The 19,742-nt window shown below is 62.6% G+C and carries 18 protein-coding genes; 13 read left to right on the top strand and 5 right to left on the bottom strand.

What is annotated here, in order from left to right; genetic code table 11:
• Positions 1-78 precede the first annotated feature (78 nt).
• Entirely contained in the window at positions 79-960 is an 882-nt protein-coding gene (locus ACJ8IP_RS03185) for a LysR family transcriptional regulator (protein WP_108680670.1), read from the top strand.
• Between the two features lie 190 nt (positions 961-1,150).
• Here the strand turns inward: ACJ8IP_RS03185 and dcp are convergent, their stop codons facing one another.
• Together dcp and ACJ8IP_RS03175 are read right to left on the bottom strand one after the other, a co-directional pair.
• On the bottom strand, positions 1,151-3,352 hold the full coding sequence (gene dcp / locus ACJ8IP_RS03180) for a peptidyl-dipeptidase Dcp (protein WP_164106325.1): 2,202 nt from the start codon (positions 3,350-3,352) through the stop codon (positions 1,151-1,153).
• A 106-nt stretch (positions 3,353-3,458) separates the two neighbouring features.
• The gene (locus ACJ8IP_RS03175) at positions 3,459-4,373 is read right to left on the bottom strand and encodes a LysR family transcriptional regulator (protein WP_442524299.1); all 915 of its coding nucleotides are present in this window, start codon (positions 4,371-4,373) and stop codon (positions 3,459-3,461) included.
• A gap of 103 nt (positions 4,374-4,476) precedes the next feature.
• Here ACJ8IP_RS03175 and ACJ8IP_RS03170 point away from each other — a divergent pair, with 103 nt between their 5' ends.
• A complete protein-coding gene (locus ACJ8IP_RS03170) occupies positions 4,477-5,640 on the top strand; it encodes an MFS transporter (protein ID WP_164106327.1) in 1,164 nt (387 codons plus the stop codon).
• On the opposite strand, the gene guaD is transcribed toward ACJ8IP_RS03170, so the two are convergent.
• Positions 5,625-6,941 (bottom strand): guanine deaminase, encoded by a 1,317-nt coding sequence (guaD, locus tag ACJ8IP_RS03165; RefSeq protein ID WP_147880550.1) that lies wholly within the window; start codon positions 6,939-6,941, stop codon positions 5,625-5,627. The genes ACJ8IP_RS03170 and guaD overlap by 16 nt on opposite strands.
• A 427-nt stretch (positions 6,942-7,368) precedes the next feature.
• Between guaD and fecI the strand changes: the two genes are divergently transcribed.
• The 5 genes from fecI to ydfG all read left to right on the top strand — a co-directional run bounded on the left by fecI (position 7,369) and on the right by ydfG (position 12,908).
• Entirely contained in the window at positions 7,369-7,893 is a 525-nt protein-coding gene (gene fecI, locus ACJ8IP_RS03160; RefSeq protein ID WP_033650469.1) for a ferric citrate uptake sigma factor FecI, read from the top strand.
• Complete coding sequence (fecR, locus tag ACJ8IP_RS03155; RefSeq protein ID WP_198793167.1) at positions 7,890-8,846, top strand: ferric citrate uptake sigma factor regulator FecR; 957 nt, start codon at positions 7,890-7,892, stop codon at positions 8,844-8,846. Before fecI ends, fecR begins: the two co-directional genes overlap by 4 nt.
• A 114-nt stretch (positions 8,847-8,960) precedes the next feature.
• Complete coding sequence (gene fecA / locus ACJ8IP_RS03150) at positions 8,961-11,312, top strand: TonB-dependent Fe(3+) dicitrate receptor FecA (protein WP_042784430.1); 2,352 nt, start codon at positions 8,961-8,963, stop codon at positions 11,310-11,312.
• Between the two features lie 199 nt (positions 11,313-11,511).
• Positions 11,512-12,033 (top strand): GNAT family N-acetyltransferase, encoded by a 522-nt coding sequence (locus ACJ8IP_RS03145; RefSeq protein WP_033650472.1) that lies wholly within the window; start codon positions 11,512-11,514, stop codon positions 12,031-12,033.
• Positions 12,034-12,158: 125 nt separating this feature from the next.
• Entirely contained in the window at positions 12,159-12,908 is a 750-nt protein-coding gene (ydfG, locus tag ACJ8IP_RS03140; RefSeq protein WP_164106332.1) for a bifunctional NADP-dependent 3-hydroxy acid dehydrogenase/3-hydroxypropionate dehydrogenase YdfG, read from the top strand.
• A gap of 36 nt (positions 12,909-12,944) precedes the next feature.
• On the opposite strand, the gene ACJ8IP_RS03135 is transcribed toward ydfG, so the two are convergent.
• Complete coding sequence (locus ACJ8IP_RS03135) at positions 12,945-13,271, bottom strand: YnfA family protein (protein ID WP_004938563.1); 327 nt, start codon at positions 13,269-13,271, stop codon at positions 12,945-12,947.
• A 148-nt stretch (positions 13,272-13,419) separates the two neighbouring features.
• Here ACJ8IP_RS03135 and ACJ8IP_RS03130 point away from each other — a divergent pair, with 148 nt between their 5' ends.
• Together ACJ8IP_RS03130 and ACJ8IP_RS03125 are read left to right on the top strand one after the other, a co-directional pair.
• A complete protein-coding gene (locus ACJ8IP_RS03130; RefSeq protein ID WP_089191705.1) occupies positions 13,420-13,788 on the top strand; it encodes a DUF1283 family protein in 369 nt (122 codons plus the stop codon).
• An 89-nt stretch (positions 13,789-13,877) separates the two neighbouring features.
• Positions 13,878-14,177 (top strand): DUF1161 domain-containing protein, encoded by a 300-nt coding sequence (locus ACJ8IP_RS03125; RefSeq protein WP_033642988.1) that lies wholly within the window; start codon positions 13,878-13,880, stop codon positions 14,175-14,177.
• A gap of 51 nt (positions 14,178-14,228) precedes the next feature.
• Here the strand turns inward: ACJ8IP_RS03125 and ACJ8IP_RS03120 are convergent, their stop codons facing one another.
• On the bottom strand, positions 14,229-15,716 hold the full coding sequence (locus tag ACJ8IP_RS03120) for an MDR family MFS transporter (protein WP_072627192.1): 1,488 nt from the start codon (positions 15,714-15,716) through the stop codon (positions 14,229-14,231).
• A gap of 509 nt (positions 15,717-16,225) precedes the next feature.
• On the opposite strand from ACJ8IP_RS03120, the gene ACJ8IP_RS03115 reads away from it, so the two are divergent.
• The 4 genes from ACJ8IP_RS03115 (at position 16,226) to osmV (ending at position 19,660) form a co-directional block, all read left to right on the top strand.
• Positions 16,226-16,942 carry an ABC transporter permease gene (locus ACJ8IP_RS03115; RefSeq protein ID WP_033642986.1) on the top strand — a complete coding sequence of 239 codons (717 nt, stop codon included), beginning with the start codon at positions 16,226-16,228 and terminating at the stop codon, positions 16,940-16,942.
• Positions 16,943-17,006: 64 nt separating this feature from the next.
• Positions 17,007-17,864: a glycine betaine ABC transporter substrate-binding protein gene (locus ACJ8IP_RS03110; RefSeq protein ID WP_227711513.1), complete on the top strand. Its 858-nt coding sequence runs from the start codon at positions 17,007-17,009 to the stop codon at positions 17,862-17,864.
• Positions 17,865-17,873: 9 nt separating this feature from the next.
• Positions 17,874-18,524, top strand: coding sequence for an osmoprotectant ABC transporter permease OsmW (gene osmW, locus ACJ8IP_RS03105; RefSeq protein WP_015377782.1), 651 nt, complete (start codon positions 17,874-17,876; stop codon positions 18,522-18,524).
• Entirely contained in the window at positions 18,521-19,660 is a 1,140-nt protein-coding gene (gene osmV, locus ACJ8IP_RS03100) for an osmoprotectant ABC transporter ATP-binding protein OsmV (protein ID WP_033642984.1), read from the top strand. Before osmW ends, osmV begins: the two co-directional genes overlap by 4 nt.
• The last annotated feature ends 82 nt before the right edge of the window (positions 19,661-19,742 follow it).

The following is a 19,742-nucleotide window of genomic DNA, read 5'->3' as shown; positions in this document are numbered from 1 at the left end:
CGATTGTGGCCGGCGGTATGGCGCGGCACAATGCGGCAATGGCAGAGCCTGCCTGCGGCAAAGACAGAGGGAAAACGCATGCATTTTGACTTTATCGATCTGCGACTGTTGGCGGCGGTGCTCGAGACCGGCAGCATCACCGCCGGCGCCGAGCGCGTCGGGCTGTCGCTGGCCGCCGCCAGCGCTCGCATGCGCGGGCTGGAGCAACAGGCCGGCGTAGCGCTGCTGACGCGCAATCCGCGCGGCGTCCAGGCGACGCCCGCCGGTGAGCGCCTGTTGCATCACGCGCGAGTGCTATTGCAGCAGCGTGAGCGGTTGCGCGGCGACCTGGCCGAGTTCGCGCCGGGCCAGCGCAGCCGGCTGCGCATCGTCGCCAATACCGTCGCCGCCGACGCTTTTCTGCCGGAGCTGTTGGCGGATTTTCTGGTGCTGCACCCGCATACCGATATCGTACTGGAGGAGCTGCCCAGCCCGGCCATCGCGCAGGCGATCGCTGAACAGGCGGCGGATATCGGCATCGTGGCGGATCACGCCGATCTGCGCGGGCTGACAAGCTACCCTTTTCGCCAGGATCGCCTGGTGCTGGCGCTGCCGCCGGGGCATGCGCTCAGCGGTCGCCGCACGCTCAGCTTTGCGGACGCCCTGCCTTTCGAGTTTATCGGCCTGCCGGAAGAGAGTGCGCTGCAACAGCATCTGGAACAGCTGGCGATACGCAGCGGCGGCCCGATGCGATTGCGGGCGCGCGCGGCTCATTTCGACGCCATCTGCCGCATGGTGCTGCGCGGCGCCGGGCTGGCAGTGGTGCCGGAAGAGAGCGCCCAACGCCATCCGCAAATTCGGCACAGCGCACTGACGTTGACAGACGAGTGGGCGACCCGGCGCCTGTCGATCGCGGTGCGTGACCTGGCGCAGCTGCCGCTGCCGGCGCAGCGGCTGGTGGCGTTCCTGCGCCAAGCCTGAGGCGGCTCAGTGCGCAGCCTCGCCATCTTGTGCCTGCGGTTTCATATTCAGCGTTGTCGTGACGCTCAGCGACATCACATCGCAGCCCAACTTCTCCGAGCTGGTGGTGAACCGCTGAGCGTCGGCCAAGCCTCAAAAGACGAAGGGCGCATAATGCGCCCTTCTGTTTGCTTACCGGGAATGGCCGAACTTACTCGTCCTTCAGCCCGCGGTTGATCAGCATCGGCTCGATGCTCGGCTCTTTGCCGCGCCAGTCGATGTACAGCTTCTCCAGATCCTGGCTGTTGCCGCGCGACAGGATCATGTCGCGGAAGCGCTGGCCGTTTTCGGCGGTCAGGCCGCCGTGTTCGGTGAACCACTGGAAGGCGTCGTCCGCCAGCATTTCCGTCCACAGATAGGCATAGTAGCCCGCGGCGTAGCCGTTACCCCAGATGTGCTGGAAGTAGCTGGAACGGTAACGCGGCGGCACGTAGCTGAGATCCACCTTGTCTTTTTGCAGCGACTCGGCCTCGAACTTGTCCACGTCCTGCTGCGGCTGATCGGCGGTCAGCATGTGCCAGTGCATATCCAGCAGCGCGGCGGACAGCAGCTCGGTCATGCTGTAGCCCTTGTTGAACTTGTCGGCCTTCTTGATCTTGTCGACCAGTTCCTGCGGCATCGCCTCACCGGTCTGGTAGTGCTTGGCGAAGTGGCTGAACACTTTCGGATCGCTGACCCAGTGCTCGTTGAACTGCGACGGGAACTCGACGAAGTCGCGCGCGGTGTTGGTACCCGACAGGCTCGGGTATTCCTGATCGGCGAACATGCCGTGCAGCGCGTGGCCGAACTCGTGGAACATGGTGATCACGTCGTCATACGACAGCAGCGCCGGCTGCCCCGGCGCCGGTTTGGTGAAGTTGGCGACGTTGTAGATCACCGGCTTGGTGCCATTGAGCTTCGACTGATCGACGAAGTTGCTCATCCAGGCGCCGCCGCCCTTGTTGTCGCGCTTGAAGTAGTCGGTATAGAACAGCGCCAGCGATTTGCCGTCCTTGTCGAACACTTCATACACCTTGACGTCCGGCTGGTAGACCGGAATGTCCTTGCGCTCTTTGAAGCTGATGCCGTACAGCAGGTTGGCGGCGTAGAACACGCCGTTGTTCAGCACGTTGTTCAGCTCGAAGTAAGGTTTGATCTGCGACTCGTCCAGATCGTACTTGGCCTTGCGCACCTGTTCGGCGTAGAACTGCCAGTCCCAGGCCTGCACCTTGAAATCGCCTTTCTGCTGGTCGATCACCGCCTGAATGTCTTTGGCTTCACGTTCGGCCCGCGCGGTGGCCGCCGGCACGATGTTACGCATAAAGCTCAGCGCGGCATCCGGCGTCTTGGCCATCTGGTTTTGCAGTTTCCAGGCGGCATAGTTCTGGTAGCCCAGCAGCTTGGCCTGCTCGGCGCGCACCTTGGCCAGTCGGGAAATGGTCTGGCGGGTATCGTTGCCGTCGCCTTTCTCCGCCCGCGTCCAGGAGGCGTCGAACAGCGCTTTACGGGTATCGCGATCTTTCAGGCTCTGCAGCAGCGGCTGCTGGGTGGTGTTCTGCAGCACCAACAGCCACTGTTTCTCCAGCTTGCGCTCGGCGGCCGCCTGCGCTGCCGCGGCCAGCTCACCTTCGGACAGACCGTCCAGCTTCGCCTGGTCGGTTATCGCCAGCGCGCCGTTTTTGCTCGCCGCCAGCAGTTTGTTGGTGAACTGGGTGCTCAGCGTCGCCGCTTCCTGGTTCAGCGCTTTCAGCTTGGCCTTGTCGGCGTCCGACAGGTTGGCGCCCGCCAGCTCGAAGTTCTTATAGGTGACTTCCACCAGCCGACGCGACTCCGGATCCAGCTTCAGCGCATCGCGATCTTGATAGATGGCCTTGATGCGCGCGAACAGCTTGCCGTTGAGCATGATGTCGTCGTTCAGCGCCGCCAGCTTCGGCGAGGTTTCTTCATCCAGCTTCTGCAGCGCATCGCTGGTATTGGCCGAGGTCATGGCGCCGAACACGTTCATCACCCGCGTCAGCAGCGAACCGGCCTGCTCCAGCGCCACGAAGGTATTTTTAAAGTTAGGCTTGGCCGGGTTGTTGGCGATCTTCTCCACCTCTTCCCGCTTTTGCTTGATGCCCGCTTCGATCGCCGGGGCGTAGTCGCTTTCCTTGATCAGGTTGAACGGCGGCGCCTGGAACGGCAGACGGCTTTGATAGAAGAACGGATTTTGGGTCTTTTGCTTGTCGTGCTGATTGGCTTCACCGGTCACGGTAGCCTCCTTCGCCTGGCCGCTGGGCAGCGCGCTATGGTCGGCGTGAGGTTGGGTTTCTGCTGCCTGTGCCTGCGAGCCCAGCGCCATGCCGATCGCCAGCACCAATGTGGATAAACGCATCAAATCGAAACTCCTCCATGTTCACGGAATAAGGTCTCGGGGAATGGCTCCCTCTGAGTCACCTCCTAGCTTAGGCGCAGTTGGCAGTTTGAGCAAAAACAAGTGATTAGAAGTGAGCCGCCTCGCCGATCTGCTGTATCAGAAAGGTCAGCAGCGCGCGCGTTTTGGCCGGCAGATAGCGGCGGCCGGGATAAACGGCATACAGCTGCAGCGGCGCCGGCGGCAAGGCCAGCGGTATTTCAACCAAACGTCCGTCGGCCAGAAACGGCCGGCAGCCGAGCTCGGAGAGTATGGCGAACCCCACGCCGGCCAAGGCCGCCTTCAGCGTCATCTCCCCGCTATTGACGCGATAGCGCGCATTGACCGGGACGGTAACGAACTTGCCGTCCGGGCGGACGAATTGCCACGGCATGCCCTTCAGCGCATCCACCGTACTGATACAGGGCAATTGCGTGAATTGCTCAATCTCCAACGTCGGCGGCCACTGCGCCACCAGCGCCGGCGCAGCCACCACAATGCAGGGAAAGGTCGCCAGCGGCTGCGCGACATAGTCGCTGTCGTCCAACAGGCCCCGGCTGACCATGACCGCCAGATCGACATCGTCAAGCAGCGACGCCATGCCCGCCAGATTGGTGACGCAGCTGATTTCGATCTGCGGATGCTGCAGGGCGAAGGCCGCCAACGGATCGCCCAACAGATATGGCCCCACTTCATTCGGCACGCACAGGCGCAGCGGCCCGCGCAGCTGTTGCTGCCGTTCGCTGAGCGTTTGCGCGGTGTGATCGAGCGACGCCAGCAACGGCTGAGCCCGCTCATGCAACAGTTGGCCGTTCGGCGTCAGCCGCATTGAGCGGGTGCTGCGCTCGATTAAGCGCTGGTCGAGCTGGCGCTCCAGCTGCGAGATAGCGCGGCTGACGTTGGAGGTCGGCATCGCCAGCGCCCGAGCGGCCCCGACGAAGCTGCCTTGCTCCACCACCGCCACGAAAATGCGTAACAGGTTTAAATCCAATTTGGCGCGCATGATTATCCCACATTTGATAACAAACCATGCCATTTCTACCACCTAATCCCGCGCAACGCCACGCGCTACACTGCCGGCCTGATTCTGCAACCGATGGATGCTTATGACACCCACGAGAAAGCTGACGGCGATAGCGCTGGTCATCGCCTTTATTCAATTCACCAATGCCCTGGAATACATGGTGTTCAACCCGATATTTCTCTATATGGCCGCCGACTTTTCCGTGCCCGTCAGCTACGCCGGATATGTCAGCGCGGCCTATACGCTGGCGGCGGTGATTTCCGGCATCGGCGCGTTCTATTGGATCGGCGGCGTTGAAAAGCGGCGTTTTCTGCTGCTCAATGTCGCGCTGCTGGGGGTGACGACCTTACTGATCGCCGCAACCCAGCAGTTTTATTGGCTGTTGGCGCTGCGGCTGCTGGCCGGTCTGCTGGGCGGCACCACGATGGGCGTGGGGATCGGACTGCTGCTCAACGCCGCGCCGGCCGCGCTGCACGGCCGAATGTTGGCGACGGTGATCGCGTCTTTTTCGCTGGTGAGCATCGTCGGCATGCCGGGCATGCTGTACCTGTGCGAGGTGGCAAGCTGGCGCGCCGCGCTGGTGACTATCGGCGGGCTGTGTCTGCTGGCGGCGGTGTTGGTGGCGCTGTTCGTTCCCAGGGATGCGCCGCAGCCACAGGCTGCCGCGCCCGTCACGCTCGATCGCCGGCTGTTGCTGTTCGCCTCCGCCGCCGGTCTGACGCAGTTCAGCCCGATGCTGCTGATCCCGGTGCTGGCGCCGCTGCTCACCCAGCGGTTACAGGTGGCAGACGCGCATTTGTCCTGGCTGTTTCTCATCGGCGGCGTGGCCGGCTATCTGGCGACCGTGCTGGCGGGCCGCTGGTTGCAACGCGTTGGCGCCGTGACGCTGACGGTGAGCGCCACGCTGTTGCTGCTGGGCAGCCTGTGGCTGGCGGCGCGCGGTGGCGATCGCGCTGAACTGTTTATGGTGACGTTTCTCGCGGCGGCCTACGCGCGGCTGGTGGCGATCTCTTCCCTGAGCATGCGCTGGCCGGACAATCGGCAACGCGCCGCCTTCGGCACGCTGCAAACCGCCCTGATACACCTGAGCGCCACGGTGGCCTTCTTGCTCTCTTCCGCGCTGCTGAGCGGCGGCCTCACCCCGCGCAGTTTGCAACGCCTGCTGTGGTTATGCGCACTGAGCGCCGTCGCCGTCGCGCCGCTCAGCGTTTGGCTGCAGGCGCGGCTGCGTCAGCGCGGCGCCTGATAAACCACCTTACCGTCCACATAGGTGCGATAAATGTTGCGATCGTCCCCCAGGGTCATCAGCACAAACCCTTGCTCCATCAGCGTGGCGCTGTTGGCGTGACGCAGCTGCTGCAGCGGCGTGACCGCCGGATCGAGCACCACGAAATCCGCCTCTTTGCCGACGTTGAAGTTGCCGATTTTGTCGTCCAGCGCCAGCGCGCGCGCGCCGCCCAGGGTGGCATGATAGAACGCTTCTACGGCCGAGAGCCGGTAATGCTGCAGCTGGCCGACCTTGTACGCCTCGCCTAACGTGCGCAGCATATTGAAGGTGGTGCCGGCCCCCACGTCGGTGCCGATGCCGAGCTTCACCCGCTTGCGCCAGGCCTGCTGCAGGTCAAACAGCCCGCTGCCGAGAAACAGGTTGGAGGTGGGACAAAAGGCGATCGCCGAGCGGGTATCGCACAGGCAATCCCACTCCTGCTCCTCCAGATGCAGGCAATGGGCGAATACGCTTTTATCGCCGGTCATGCCGTAGCGGTGGTAAACATCCAGATAGCTGCGGTGTTGCGGGAACAGCGCTTTTACCCAGGCCACTTCCTGCGGGTTCTCGCTCAGGTGCGTCTGCAGCCAAACGTCGGGATATTCTTCACGTAGCCGCTGCACCTGCGCCAGCAGCGCCGGCGTACTGGTGGGCGCAAAGCGCGGCGTAATGGCGTAACCGAGGCGGCCTTTGCCGTGCCAGCGTTCGATCAGTTCGCGCGTCTGGCGATAACTCTGCTCCGGCGTTTCCAGCAGCGCCTCCGGCGCATGGCGATCCATCATGACCTTGCCGGCGATCAGGCGCATGTTCAGCGCTGCCGCCTGGCTGAACAGCGCATCGACCGACTGTGGATGCACGGTGCCGAACACCAGCGCGGTGGTGGTGCCGTTACTCAGCAACTGCTGCAGAAAGAAAGCCGACATCGCGTCGGTGTGCTGCTCACAGTCGTAACGGCTTTCGGTCGGGAAGGTGTAATTGTTTAACCAGTCCAGCAGTTGATCGCCATAGGCGCCAATCATTTCGGTTTGCGGATAGTGGATATGGGTATCGATAAAACCCGGCACGATCAGCTTGTCGCGATACTCCGTGACCGCGAAGCCCGGCGGCAGCAGCGCCTCGCCCTGCCGCCAGCTGCCGAACCAGACGATGACGCCGTCGTTCAGCAGCAGCAAACCGTCGGGAACATGCCGCAGGCGTTCTTCGAGCTGTTGCGGCGACTCCACACAGGCTGCGATATCAAAAAAATTGCCACGAATAGCCGTGGTGAATTGCAGTGCCATTATTTTCTTCCTTGTGACGACCGACCAAGCTCACCCGCGAAATAACCTGCGCCGATGAAACAAGGCTTTTTTGCCCAAACGCAAAGACCGGCTTAAGCATAGCAAGCCGTATGCCAACAGGCGGCGATAAAATACATTTTTAAATAAAAACAATTAATTAGTAATTAACCTAAAAGCATAGACCGGCGAAAGAGAATAAGACCCACGCTCAGTCTTCGACGGCGGATAAATAGCAACCGTTTGCTTGCCGAAATAACACCGCGCCGCTGCACCTTTAATGGGCAAACGACGCTCTTTACGACCGTCCGCTTTATTTCAACGCCGCTTCCGGGGGCGGAACCCCAGCCTGGAGGCAACGGCCAAACTTGAAACGATAACTATTCTCAATTATCATCCGCGCATCTTTTTGACCAGCAATGCGAAAACCATGTCCGCCACCGCCTCTGCCCCGCACGCCGCGCTGTCGCGCCTTTACGCCACCCACCACGCCTGGTTGCAGGGATGGTTGCGTCGGCGGCTGGGCTGCGCTTTCGACGCGGACGATGTGGCGCAGGACACCTTTATGCGCCTGCTGAAAAGCGACGCCGCGGCGACCCTGCGCGAACCGAAAGATTTTCTGGTCACCGTCGCCAAGCGGGTGATGGTCGATCTGTTCCGCCGCAGAACGCTGGAGCGCGCCTATCTTGAGATGCTGGCGCTGATCCCGGAAGGCTACGCCCCGTCGCCGGAGCAGCGCCAGAGCCTGCTGGAAAGCCTGCAGCAGATCGACGCCATGCTCGACGGCCTGGGGCCGAAGGTAAAACAGGCCTTTCTGTTGTCGCAGCTCGAAGGCCTGGGCTATGCGGACATCGCCGCGCGCCTCGGCGTGTCGGTCAGTTCGGTTAAAAAATACATGGCCAAAGCCACCGAGCATTGCCTGCTGTTCAGCCTCGAAAACGACGTTTATTCATGAGCAACGCCATCACCCCCGAGCAGCGCCAGGCGCTGAAAATGGCCGCACACTGGTATGCCCTGCTGTGCGACGAGCACGTCACCGAACGCCAGCGCCAACAGTGGCAAGCCTGGCACCAGCAGCATGACGATCACCGCTGGGCCTGGCAGCGCGTCGAAGCGTTGCAGAGCCAGCTGCAGGGCGTGCCGGGCAAATTCAGCTATCGCGCGCTCGATCGCGCCGGCCGTCAATCGGCGATCGATCGCCGCACCCTGCTGAAAAGCCTGCTGCTGTTGCTCGGCGTGGGCGGCGGCGGCTTCTTCTACCGGTCGCCGCTCGGCCAGGAGCTGCGCGCCGACTACCGCACCGCCACCGGCGAAATCAAACCCATTGTGTTAAGCGACGGCACCCAGCTGGTGCTGAACACCGCCAGCGCGGTGGACGTGCATTACGACGATCGCCAACGGCTTATCCGCTTGCACGCCGGGGAAATCAGCCTGGTTACCGGACGCGATGCCCGGCCGCTGTGGGTGCAGAGCCCGCAAGGGGCGATGCGCGCGCTCGGCACCCGTTTTTTGGTGCGCGAGAGCGGCGGCGAAACGCGCCTGACGGTGCTGGAGCATGCAGTCGAAGCGCAGCTGGCGCAAGACGCGCAACAAAAGCGCCGGGTGAACGCCGGCGAACAGATAAGCTTCAGCGCGGCGGCCTTCAGCGATAAGCAACCGGCTACGGCGGAAGACGGCTGGCTGCACGGGGTGCTGAGCGTCAGCCAGTGGCAGCTGGACCGGGTGATCGCCGAACTGGCGCGCTATCGGCGCGGCCACCTGAGCTGCGATCCGGCCGTTGCCGGCCTGCGCGTCAGCGGCAGTTTCCCGCTCAACGATACCGATCGCGCCCTCGCCCTGCTCAGCCAGACGCTGCCGGTACGCCTGCAAAGCTTTACCCGCTATTGGTTGCAAATCGTCCCCGCCTGAATTTTTTAAATGAAAATGATAAAAAATCGCATTCTTGATTGTCCCTTTTGCTTTGCTCATCCGACTCCCAGGAAAACACTGCAGCAATAAATAAAAAATGATTCAGGAGAAGGTATGAACAACGCTTGGGGAAAGGTCGCTCCGGCTTCGCTTTGGGGAAAACGGGCCACGCCGCTGGCCGTGGCCATTGGCCTGGTCTTCGCTGCACCGCAGATGGCGAGCGCCGCCAGCGCCGCTGCCGCCTATCACATTCCGGCCGGTGAGCTGGACGGCGCGCTGAACGCTTTCGCCGCGCGCGCCGGCATCGCGCTCTCGGTGGACGGCGCACTGACCGCCGGTAAACGTTCGCCGGGCCTGAGCGGCAGCTACGGCGTCGATGACGGCCTGAACGCCCTACTGGCGGGCAGCGGCCTGCAGGCTAAAGCGCTCGGCAACAACGGCTACACGCTGGCCAAACTGCCGCAGCCGCAGAAAGAAGAGGACATCACCGTGGTCGGCGACTGGCTGGCGGAAGGCCGTCAGGCAGACGTGTTCGAACACCCCGGCGCGCGCGACGTAGTGCGCCGCGAAGACTTCGTCAAAACCGGCACCACCACCGTGCGTGAAGCGTTGAACCGCGTGCCGGGCGTGGTGGCCCCGGAAAACAACGGCACCGGCAGCCACGATATGGCGCTGAACTTCGGCATACGCGGCCTCAACCCGCGCCTCGCCAGCCGCTCCACCGTGCTGATGGACGGCATCCCGGTGCCCTTCGCCCCTTACGGCCAGCCGCAGCTGTCGCTGGCGCCGGTCTCGCTCGGCAATATGGATGCGATTGACGTGGTGCGCGGCGGCGGCGCGGTGCGCTATGGGCCGCAGAGCGTCGGCGGCGTCGTCAACTTCGTTACCCGCGCCATCCCGAAAACCTTCGGCCTGGAGGCCGGCATGCAGGGGCAGCTCAGCCCGACCTCGCGCCAGGATCACCCGAAAGGCACCGGCAACCTGATGATCGGCGGCACCGCCGACAACGGCTTCGGCGCGGCGCTGCTTTACTCCGGCACCCGCGGCAGCGACTGGCGCGAGCACAGCGCAACCAAGATAGACGACGTGATGCTGAAAAGCCGCTACGCCCCGAACGAGGTGCACACCTTCAACAGCCTGCTGCAATACTACGAAGGCGAAGCGAACATGCCGGGCGGCCTGAGCCGGGCGGACTACAACGCCAACCCGTTCCAGTCTACGCGCCCGTACGACAAGTTCTGGGGCCGCCGCCAGTTGGCGAACTTCGGCTACCAATATCAGCCTGATCAGCAGCACAAGTTCGACGTGCAGAGCTTCTACACCTACACCCTGCGCAGCGGCTATCTGGATCAGGGCAAGAACCTGACGCTGTCGCCGCGCGAATACTGGGTGCGCGGCGTAGAACCGCGCTACAGCCAGAGTTTCCGCTGGGGAGATTCCGCCCATGAGGTCGGCGTCGGCTACCGTTACGTCAGTGAATCCACCCATGAGCTGCGCTACACCAGCAAGGCCAGCACCGGCAGGCTGCCGTCCACCGCCAGCCCGTACGATCGCGACACCCAGTCCGGCACCGAGGCGCACGCCTTCTATCTCGACGATCGCATCGACATCGGCGACTGGACCATCACGCCGGGCATGCGCTACGAGTACATCAAGTCGTATCAGAACAACTACATCAAGAACAACCGCCTCGACGTCAGCTATAACGCGCCGCTGCCGGCGTTGAACGTGATGTATCACCTGAACGAATACTGGAACCTGTACGCCAACACCGAAGGCTCCTTCGGCACCGTGCAATACAGCCAGATGGGCAAGGCAGTCGACAGCGGCAAGATTGAACCGGAGAAGGCGCGCACCTGGGAACTGGGCACCCGCTACGCCGGTGATGCGCTGACCGGCGAGATCGGGCTGTTCCTGATCAACTTCAACAACCAGTACGATTCCAACCAGGTGACCGACAGCGTGACCGCGCGCGGCAAAACCCGCCACGCCGGGCTGGAAGGCAGTCTGCGTTACGATCTGTCGCAGCTGACGCCGAAACTGGACGACCTGACCGCCTACGCCAGCTACGCCTACGTCAACGCCACCATCCGCGAAGACGGCGGCTACAAGGGCAACCAGGTGCCGTTCTCGCCGAAGCATAAAGGCACCCTGGGGCTGGACTACACACCGGGCAACTGGGCGTTTAACCTTAACGGCGAGTTCCAATCCAGCCAGTTCGCCGACAACGCCAACACCGTGGCGGAAAGCGCCGACGGCAGCACCGGCCGCATTCCCGGCTATATGCTGTGGGGCGTGCGCGCCGCCTATGATTTCGGCCCGGAAATGGCCGGCCTGAATCTGGGCGTCGGCGTGAAAAACCTGTTCAACCACGAGTATTTCACCCGCGCCTATGATGACAACAACAAAGGTCTGTACATCGGCCAGCCGCGCACGATCTATCTGCAAGGTTCGGTGAAGTTCTGACCCTCAACGGCGGGCGCGGTTAACCGTGCCCGCCGCCTTTCCCGCCAACGTGACGACGTCACATAAAACCGTTCCTCCGCGCCGCCGCAGCGGCGAAAAATAAGTCGCTTCTGACGCCAATACGCGTAATATCGACGATCCGCCCCGATTTATGTGCGCGGATTTTTTGCCGTTATGGCCTGAAAAGCGAGGAAATAAAATGAATCACAATGACCTTTCTCAGTGCCGCGTTGACACCGACCGTTTGTTGATTGCCCCCTTTACCGCAGCAGACGCCGACGATGTTTACCAGGCGATCACCCCCACGCTGACGCGCTTTATGACCTTTGAGCCGGAGGCGTCGCCGGAAGATTTCGCCAACGTTTGGCAAAGCTGGCTGCCGCTGATGCGCGAAGGCGAAGAAGTGATCTTCGTCGCCCGCCGGCGCGAAGACCGGCAGTTCGTCGGCGTCGGCGGCGCGCACAACCTGCGCAGCCCCACCCCGGAGCTGGGCATCTGGGTGAAAGAGAGCCTGCATGGCCAGGGCTACGGCCGCGAAATCGTGCAGGGCATCGCGCGCTGGGCCAGCGAGCGCTTTCAGCCGCCGCACTTTCTCTACCCGGTGGCCGAGCAGAATACCGCCAGCCGCCGCCTCGTCGAGTCGCTGGGCGGCGTGCTGGCCGGCAAGCGTGAAAACATCAAGTATGACGCCGTGGTCTACCACCTGCCGCCTCAGCGCTAATCAGCATCGGGCCGCTGGCCCGGTGTGACCTTTTTTCCTTTCCGCCGTGATAACCGCTGCCACTGCCTGCGGGTTTGTGCTAATGATAGAAGCATGTAGGGTAAAAACAGTTGAGGAACAGCAACATGATTATATTTGTTACCGGCGCCACCTCCGGTTTCGGCGAGGCGATCGCACGCCGTTTTATCCGTGAAGGCCACCAGGTGATCGCCGCCGGGCGCCGCCTTGAGCGTCTCGAAGCGCTGCAGGAAGAATTGGGGGAAGCGCTGCACATCGTGCGGCTCGACGTGTGCAACCGCGCCGCCATTCAGCAGGTGATAGAAGCGCTGCCGGCCGAGCTGCGCCAGATCGACGTGCTGGTGAACAACGCCGGGCTGGCGCTGGGGCTGGAGCCGGCGCACAAGGCCAACGCCGATGACTGGGAAACCATGATCGACACCAACGCCAAAGGGCTGGTGAACATGACACGCGCGCTGCTGCCCGCCATGGTCGAGCGCAACGTCGGCCACGTGATCAACATCGGTTCCACCGCCGCCAACTGGCCCTATGCCGGCGGCAACGTGTACGGCGCCACCAAGGCGTTCGTCAAGCAGTTCAGTCTGGGCCTACGCGCCGATCTGCACGGCACGCGCATCCGCGTGACCGATATCGAGCCGGGCCTGGTGGGCGGCACCGAATTCTCCAACGTGCGCTTCAAGGGCGATGACGGCAAGGTCAATAAAACCTACGAAGGCGCCGATGCGCTGACGCCGGAAGACATCGCCGAGTCGGTATTCTGGGTCGCCACGTTGCCGGCGCGCGTCAACATCAACACGCTGGAAATGATGCCGGTCAGCCAGTCCTTCGCCGGGCTGAACATCCACCGCGGCGTCTGAGCCCTGTCGGCGGGAGGCAACTCCCGCCGTGTTTCCTCAGGCCGCGCGCCAGCCGGAAACAATAATCAGCATGCCCGCCAGCGCCACCCCGGCGCCGACCCAATCCAGCGCAGACAGCTTCACGCCGTCCACCACTCGCAGCCACAGCAGCGCCGTCGCCACATACACGCCGCCATAGGCCGCGTAGACCCGCCCGCTGGCCGCAGGATGCAGCGTCAACAGCCAGACGAACAGCATCAGGCTCAAGGCCGCCGGCAGCAGCAGCCAGGCGCTGCCCTGCTTCTTGAGCCACAGGTAAGGCAGGAAACAGCCGATAATTTCAGCGAGCGCAGTGGCGAAAAACAACAGCGTAGTTTTTAACATCGGTCGCAGTTTTCTCTCGATAAAGTAAACGAATCGGCGCTTGGCTGGTGAATTCCAGGAGCGCGGTGGTATATTTGTCACCACGCCTGCGGGCGAGGTAACGCCAGTGCCGCCTTCATCAGGCGCACTCACTCATAAGGATGAAACGATGAAAACATTTTCGACCCAACGACTGCTGCGCGGGATGCTGCCGGTCGCCATGCTGGCCGTAATGGGCGCCTGGCAGGCGCCGGCGCTGGCCCTCTCTTGCGCTCAGGGCAGCACCTGCGTCACCGTCGATGGCAAAGGCAGCGGCGCGATGAGCACCGAAGAAGCGCGCCAGAGCAAAGAGCAGTGGAATGATACCAAATCCCTGCGCCACAAGGTTAACACCCGCGTCGAGAAAGAATTCGACAAGATCGATCGCGCGGCGGATGACGAAGATCGCTGCAACGACAGCAACAACGTCAACGCCTACTGGGAGCCGGACACCCGTAAATGTCTGGATCGCCAGACCGGGCGTCGGATTAATCCTTAATCCGCCTGCGGCGGGCGGGCAAGCGTGAAACCCGGCCGCCGTTGCTGCTATCCTGTTACAGGAAGTCCATTGTCTAAAAGGATGACGTGATGAAAAAAACGCTGATATTAACCGCTGTGTTGCTGGCCGGCGCGCCGATAGCGGCCCTGGCCTCCTGCGAAAGCGTGAAAGCGGACATTTCGCAAAAAATCGTCAATAACGGCGTGCCGGAGTCCGGCTTCAAACTGGAGATCGTGCCAAACGATCAGGCCGATCAAGCGGGCGGCCAGGTGGTCGGCCACTGCGAAAACGACACCCAGAAGATCGTCTACACCCGCCTGAACAACGGCGACGATCGCGGTGATGCGGCGCAGACCGGCACCAGCCAGGATACCTCCAACACGCAGTAAGCCGCACCGGCTACCAGGGCGCTCTGCAGCAGCGCCCGCTCCTTCTCTTCCTTACGCCTGTTCCGCCTCTTCCTCTTCGCCCTGCGGCCGACAACGCGCCGGGATCAGCATCGCCGCCGCCAGCGCCAGCAACGACACCAGCGCCGAAACCAGAAACACCCAATGCAGCGAAGCCGCCACTTGCTGGGTCAGCTGCGCCAACGCCTCGCTCCCCATGCTCTGGCGCACTGCCGGTTCCATCAGCCGCTGCACAGGATCGTCAATCTCCGGCAAACGCCACTGCAGGTTGAGATTCAGCGTCGCGCCCAAAATCGCGGTGCCGATGGCCGAGCCCACCATGCGGGTAAACACCGTACAGGCGGTGGCGATGCCGCGAATGCTGTAATGCGCCGCGTTCTGCACCGAAACCAGAAACGTGGTATTGCACAGCCCCATGCCGGCGCCGACCATAAACGCCGCCACCCGGCCCCACAGCAAGCCGCCCTCCGGCTGCAGCAGCAGCAAGATCAGGCCGCCCGCCACCAACAACAGCGCGCCCAGCAGCGCCGTGGCGCGGTACGAGGTCATCAGCATCAAGCGGCCGCTCAGCGTGCTGGCCAGCGGCCACCCGATCGACATCAGGGCCAGCGTGGTGCCCGCCTCCAGCGGCGAGCCCCCCATCACGCCCTGAATGAAGGTCGGCAGAAAGGCGCTGATGCCCATCATCGCCGCGCCGATCACCAGCCCGCCGATGTTGCCGGCGACGATCACCCGGCTTTGCCACAGCGCCAACGGGAACAGCGGTTCGACCGCGCGCCGCTCCTGGCGGACAAGCAGCGCCAGCGCCGCTGCCGCCAGCGCAAACAGCGGCACCACCCACCAGCCCAGGCTTTCCATCTGCAACAGCGCCAGCAGCAGCGCCGAAACGAACAGCGTCAGCCAGGCGGTACCGGCCAGATCCAGCGCGTGCTGGCGCAATGGTTGATGCGCCGGCAGATAGCGCCAGAGGAAGAACATCGCCAACAGGCCGATCGGCAGGTTGACCCAGAACACCAACGCCCACGGCAAATGCTGCACGATAAACGCCCCCAACAGCGGGCCGATGATCGCCGACACGCCCCACACGCTCGACAGGTATCCCATCACCTTCGGCCGTTCGGTGGCGCTGTAGATATCGCCGATGATGGTAGAGGCGATCGGCATGATGGCGCCGGCGCCCAGCCCCTGCAGCAGACGAAAGCCGATCAGCCAATACATCTCGGGGGCGAAACCGCACAGTACCGATCCCAACAGGAACAGCGTGGCGCCGAAGAAGAACACCCGCTTGCGGCCGTAGAGATCCGCCAGCCGCCCGTAGATGGGAATGGTGATCGCCTGCGACAGCAAATAGACCGCGAACACCCAGCCCAGCAGCGAGAAACCGCCGAGATCGCCGATGATGGTCGGCATGGCGGTGGCGACGATGGTGGCTTCGATCGCCGACATGAACATCGCCAGCATGCAGGCGATCAGAATCAGCGGGCGGTGAGCGATGGGTGCGGGTGAAACGTTATTTGTCATGGCGTTATGCAGGTTTCCTGGCGTTTTTGTTTTCCCTGAGTATATCAGCAAGCGCCTGCACCGAGTCTATCCGCTCTCACATCCCGTCTTCGCCGACGGCGGATCGCACCATTTGGACTTGTTGTTACGGCGTAACGTTATGCGGCGGATTTTTTTCACTTTCCCCCCATCCCAGCGCTGACGCGGGCTGAGACGCCGATCGGCGCAAACTCAATCACCTGATTTTGTTCATAAAACTTGGCACGGTCAACGACAGGGTGCTATACCTTCCCTAGCCGGAGTCGTTGGGCTTCGTGCTTTCTCGGGTTTAAATATCAGTATCTTATGCTGATTAACTCACGTATTGAGCCTACGTTCAGCACGCTGTGCCGAACGCACCCTTCGCTCAATGTCGCTAACCTCATGCGAAACGCCCGTTTTGTACCGCCACGCCCGCCGGGCCGTGGGTAACAATCAGAGCGGAATGCGCCGTCTCGTCGGCCGCTCCGCGCAACGGAGGACGCAACATCATGCACAAGTCAGCGCCATACCGGCGCCTGCTCCTCGGGAGCCTGTTGTTTATCGCCGTCATCGCACTGCTGGTTTACGGCATCGGTTGGGACACCCTCAAGTCGCGCCGGGAAGATTTGATCTACCTCGGCCAGCAACACATGTTCCTGGTGGCCTGCTCCATGCTGCTGTCGCTGCTGGTCGGCATTCCCAGCGGTATCTTGCTGAGCCGCCCTTTCGCCCGCCGCTGGGCGGAACACGTGATGCAAATCTTCAACGTCGGCAACACCCTGCCGCCGCTGGCGGTGCTGGCGCTGGCGATGGTGATCATCGGCATCGGCGATCGGCCGGCGGTGGTGGCGCTGTTCCTCGCCTCGCTGCTGCCCATCGTGCGCAATACCTATGCCGGCCTGCGTTCGGTGCCGCCGGCGCTGGTCGAGGCCGCCAACGGTATTGGCATGACCGCCGGGCAGCGGCTGCGCCAGGTCGAACTCCCCAACGCCCTGCCGGTGATCTTCGCCGGGATACGCATCGCGATGGCGATTAACGTCGGCACCGCGCCGCTGGCGTTTTTGATTGGCGCCAGCAGCTACGGCGAGCTGATTTTCCCCGGCATCTACCTGAACGACTTCCCGACGCTGATCCTCGGCGCCGCCGCCACCGCGCTGATCGCCCTGCTGCTCGATCTGGCGCTGGCCGGTCTCGGCCGCCGGCTCAGCCCGCACACCGCATCCTGATGGGAGAAACGCGATGACTCGATGGTTACAACGCCTCCGCCACGCGCTGCTGTTCTCCTTGCTGATGACCGGCGCGGCCGCCTGGGCCGCTCCGCTGACGCTGGCGAGCAAGAACTTTACCGAACAGCGCATTCTGTCGGCGATCACCGTGCAATACCTGCGGGCCAAAGGTTTTCAGGTCGAACCCAAGACCAACCTGGCCACGGTGATCACCCGCAACGCCATGATCAACAAGCAGATCGACATGACCTGGGAATACACCGGCACCTCGCTGATCATCTTTAACCACATCAATAAGCGCATGACGCCGCAGGAAACCTACGACACGGTGAAAAAGCTCGACGCCAAACTCGGCCTGGTGTGGCTGCAGCCGGCAGACATGAACAACACCTACGCCTTCGCCATGCAGCGCCGGCGCGCGGAAAAAGAGCAGATCCGCACGATGTCGCAGCTGGTGGCCAAAGTGGAACAGGTGCGTAAAACCGACCCGAAACACAACTGGCTGCTGGGGTTGGATCTGGAGTTTGCCGGCCGCTCGGATGGCCTGAAGCCGATGCAGGCGCTGTACGACATGCCGCTCGACCGCCCGCAAATCCGCCAGATGGATCCCGGCCTGGTCTACAACGCCATTCGCGACGGCTTCGTCGACGCCGGGCTGGTGTACACCACCGATGGCCGGGTGAAAGGCTTCGATCTGCAGGTGCTGGAAGACGACAAAGGCTATTTCCCGAGCTACGCGGTCACGCCGGTGGTGCGCGCCGACGTATTGCAAAACACGCCGGGGCTGGAAGAGGCGCTGAACACGCTGTCGAAACAGTTCAATAACCAGGTGATCACCGAGCTTAACGCCAAGGTGGATATCGACTACCAGACGCCGCAACAGGTCGCCGACGCGTTTCTCAAGCAGCGCGGCCTGATTTAAGGAGGCATGATGAATACCTTACTCTACGCCTGGCAAAACTGGGCCTATATCGCCGGGTTGACGCTGGAACACCTGCTGCTGGTCGGCGTCGCCGTGGGTCTGGCGATCCTGATCGGCGTGCCGCTTGGCGTGCTGATCGTCCGCCACAAATGGCTGGCGACGCCGGTGCTGAGCCTGGCCACGCTGGTGCTGACCGTGCCCTCCATCGCCCTGTTCGGGCTGATGATCCCGCTGTTTTCATTGATTGGCCACGGCATCGGCTACGTGCCGGCGATCACCGCGGTGTTCCTCTACTCGCTGCTGCCGATCGTGCGCAATACCCACACCGCGCTCGACAATCTGCCCGGCGGGCTGCGCGAAGCCGGCCGCGGCATCGGCATGACGTTCTGGCAACGCCTGCGCTGGGTGGAAATCCCGGTGGCGCTGCCGGTGATTTTCGGCGGCATCCGCACCGCCGTGGTGATGAATATCGGCGTGATGGCGATCGCCGCGGTGATCGGCGCCGGCGGCCTCGGCCTGCTGCTGCTCAACGGTATCAGCAGCAGTGACATTCGCCAGTTGATTACCGGCGCCGTGATGATCAGCCTGCTGGCGATCGTCCTCGATTGGTTATTGCACCGCTTGCAAATTGCGCTAACGCCCAAGGGGATCCGCTCATGATTAAATTGGAAAATCTGACCAAACAGTTCATGCAAAAGAACGGCACGCCGTTCAACGCCGTCGACAACATCAATCTGGACGTGCCGGAAGGTGAAATCTGCGTGCTGCTCGGCCCTTCCGGCTGCGGCAAAACCACCACGCTGAAGATGATCAACCGCCTGATCGAACCCACCGGCGGCACCATTCTGATCAACGGCGAAGACACCAGCGCGCTGGATACCGTCAGCCTGCGCCGTAAAATCGGCTACGTCATCCAACAGATTGGTCTGTTCCCCAACATGACCATCGAGGAGAACATCACCGTGGTGCCGCGCATGCTGGGCTGGGACAAAAAACGCTGCCACGCCCGCGCCGAGGAGCTGATGAGCATGGTGGCGCTGGATCCCAAACGCTTTTTGCACCGCTACCCGAAAGAGATGTCGGGCGGGCAGCAACAGCGCATCGGCGTGATCCGCGCGCTGGCGGCCGATCCGCCGGTGCTGCTGATGGATGAACCCTTCGGCGCGGTGGATCCGATCAACCGCGAAACCATCCAGAACGAGTTTCTCGACATGCAGCGCCAGCTGAAAAAGACCGTGATGCTGGTCAGCCACGACATCGACGAAGCGCTGAAGCTCGGCGATCGCATCGCGGTGTTCCGCCAGGGCAAAATCGTGCAGAACGCCAGTGCCGATGAGCTGCTGGCACGGCCGGCGAACGAGTTCGTCGCCTCCTTTGTCGGCCAGGATCGCACGCTGAAGCGCCTGCTGCTGGTGCAGGCCGGCGACGTGGCAGGCCAACAAGAGACGGTGACGGTGCGCCGGGAAACGCCGCTGGTGGAGGCGTTCGGGCTGATGGACGATATCGACGCCCGTTCAGTGACGGTAGTGGACGCCGACGGCAAGCCGCTGGGCTACGTCAAACGCCGTGAGGCGCGCGGCGCGCCGGGGGTGTGCGCCGACAGCCTGCACCGTTTCCGCGTCACCGCCCGCGCGGAAGAGAACCTGCGCGTGGTGCTGTCGAAGCTGTACGAACACAACACTTCCTGGATGCCGATCGTCGATGAAGACGGCCGCTACAGCGGCGAAATCTCGCAGGATTATATCGCCGACTACCTCAGTTCCGGCCGCACGCGCCGGGTGTTGACGCCGCAATAACCCACGCTGGGGCGCTCGCCGCCCCGCCCATGCCGCAGTTTGCTAAAGATTCACTGGTCATCGGCCGGAGCGCCAAGCACAA

Origin of the sequence: Serratia sp. CY52157, assembly GCF_052168495.1 — a bacterium.
Lineage (GTDB): Bacteria > Pseudomonadota > Gammaproteobacteria > Enterobacterales > Enterobacteriaceae > Serratia > Serratia ureilytica.
Note: the sequence above shows the minus strand (reverse complement) of the source record. Positions and strands in the feature narration are given on the sequence as shown.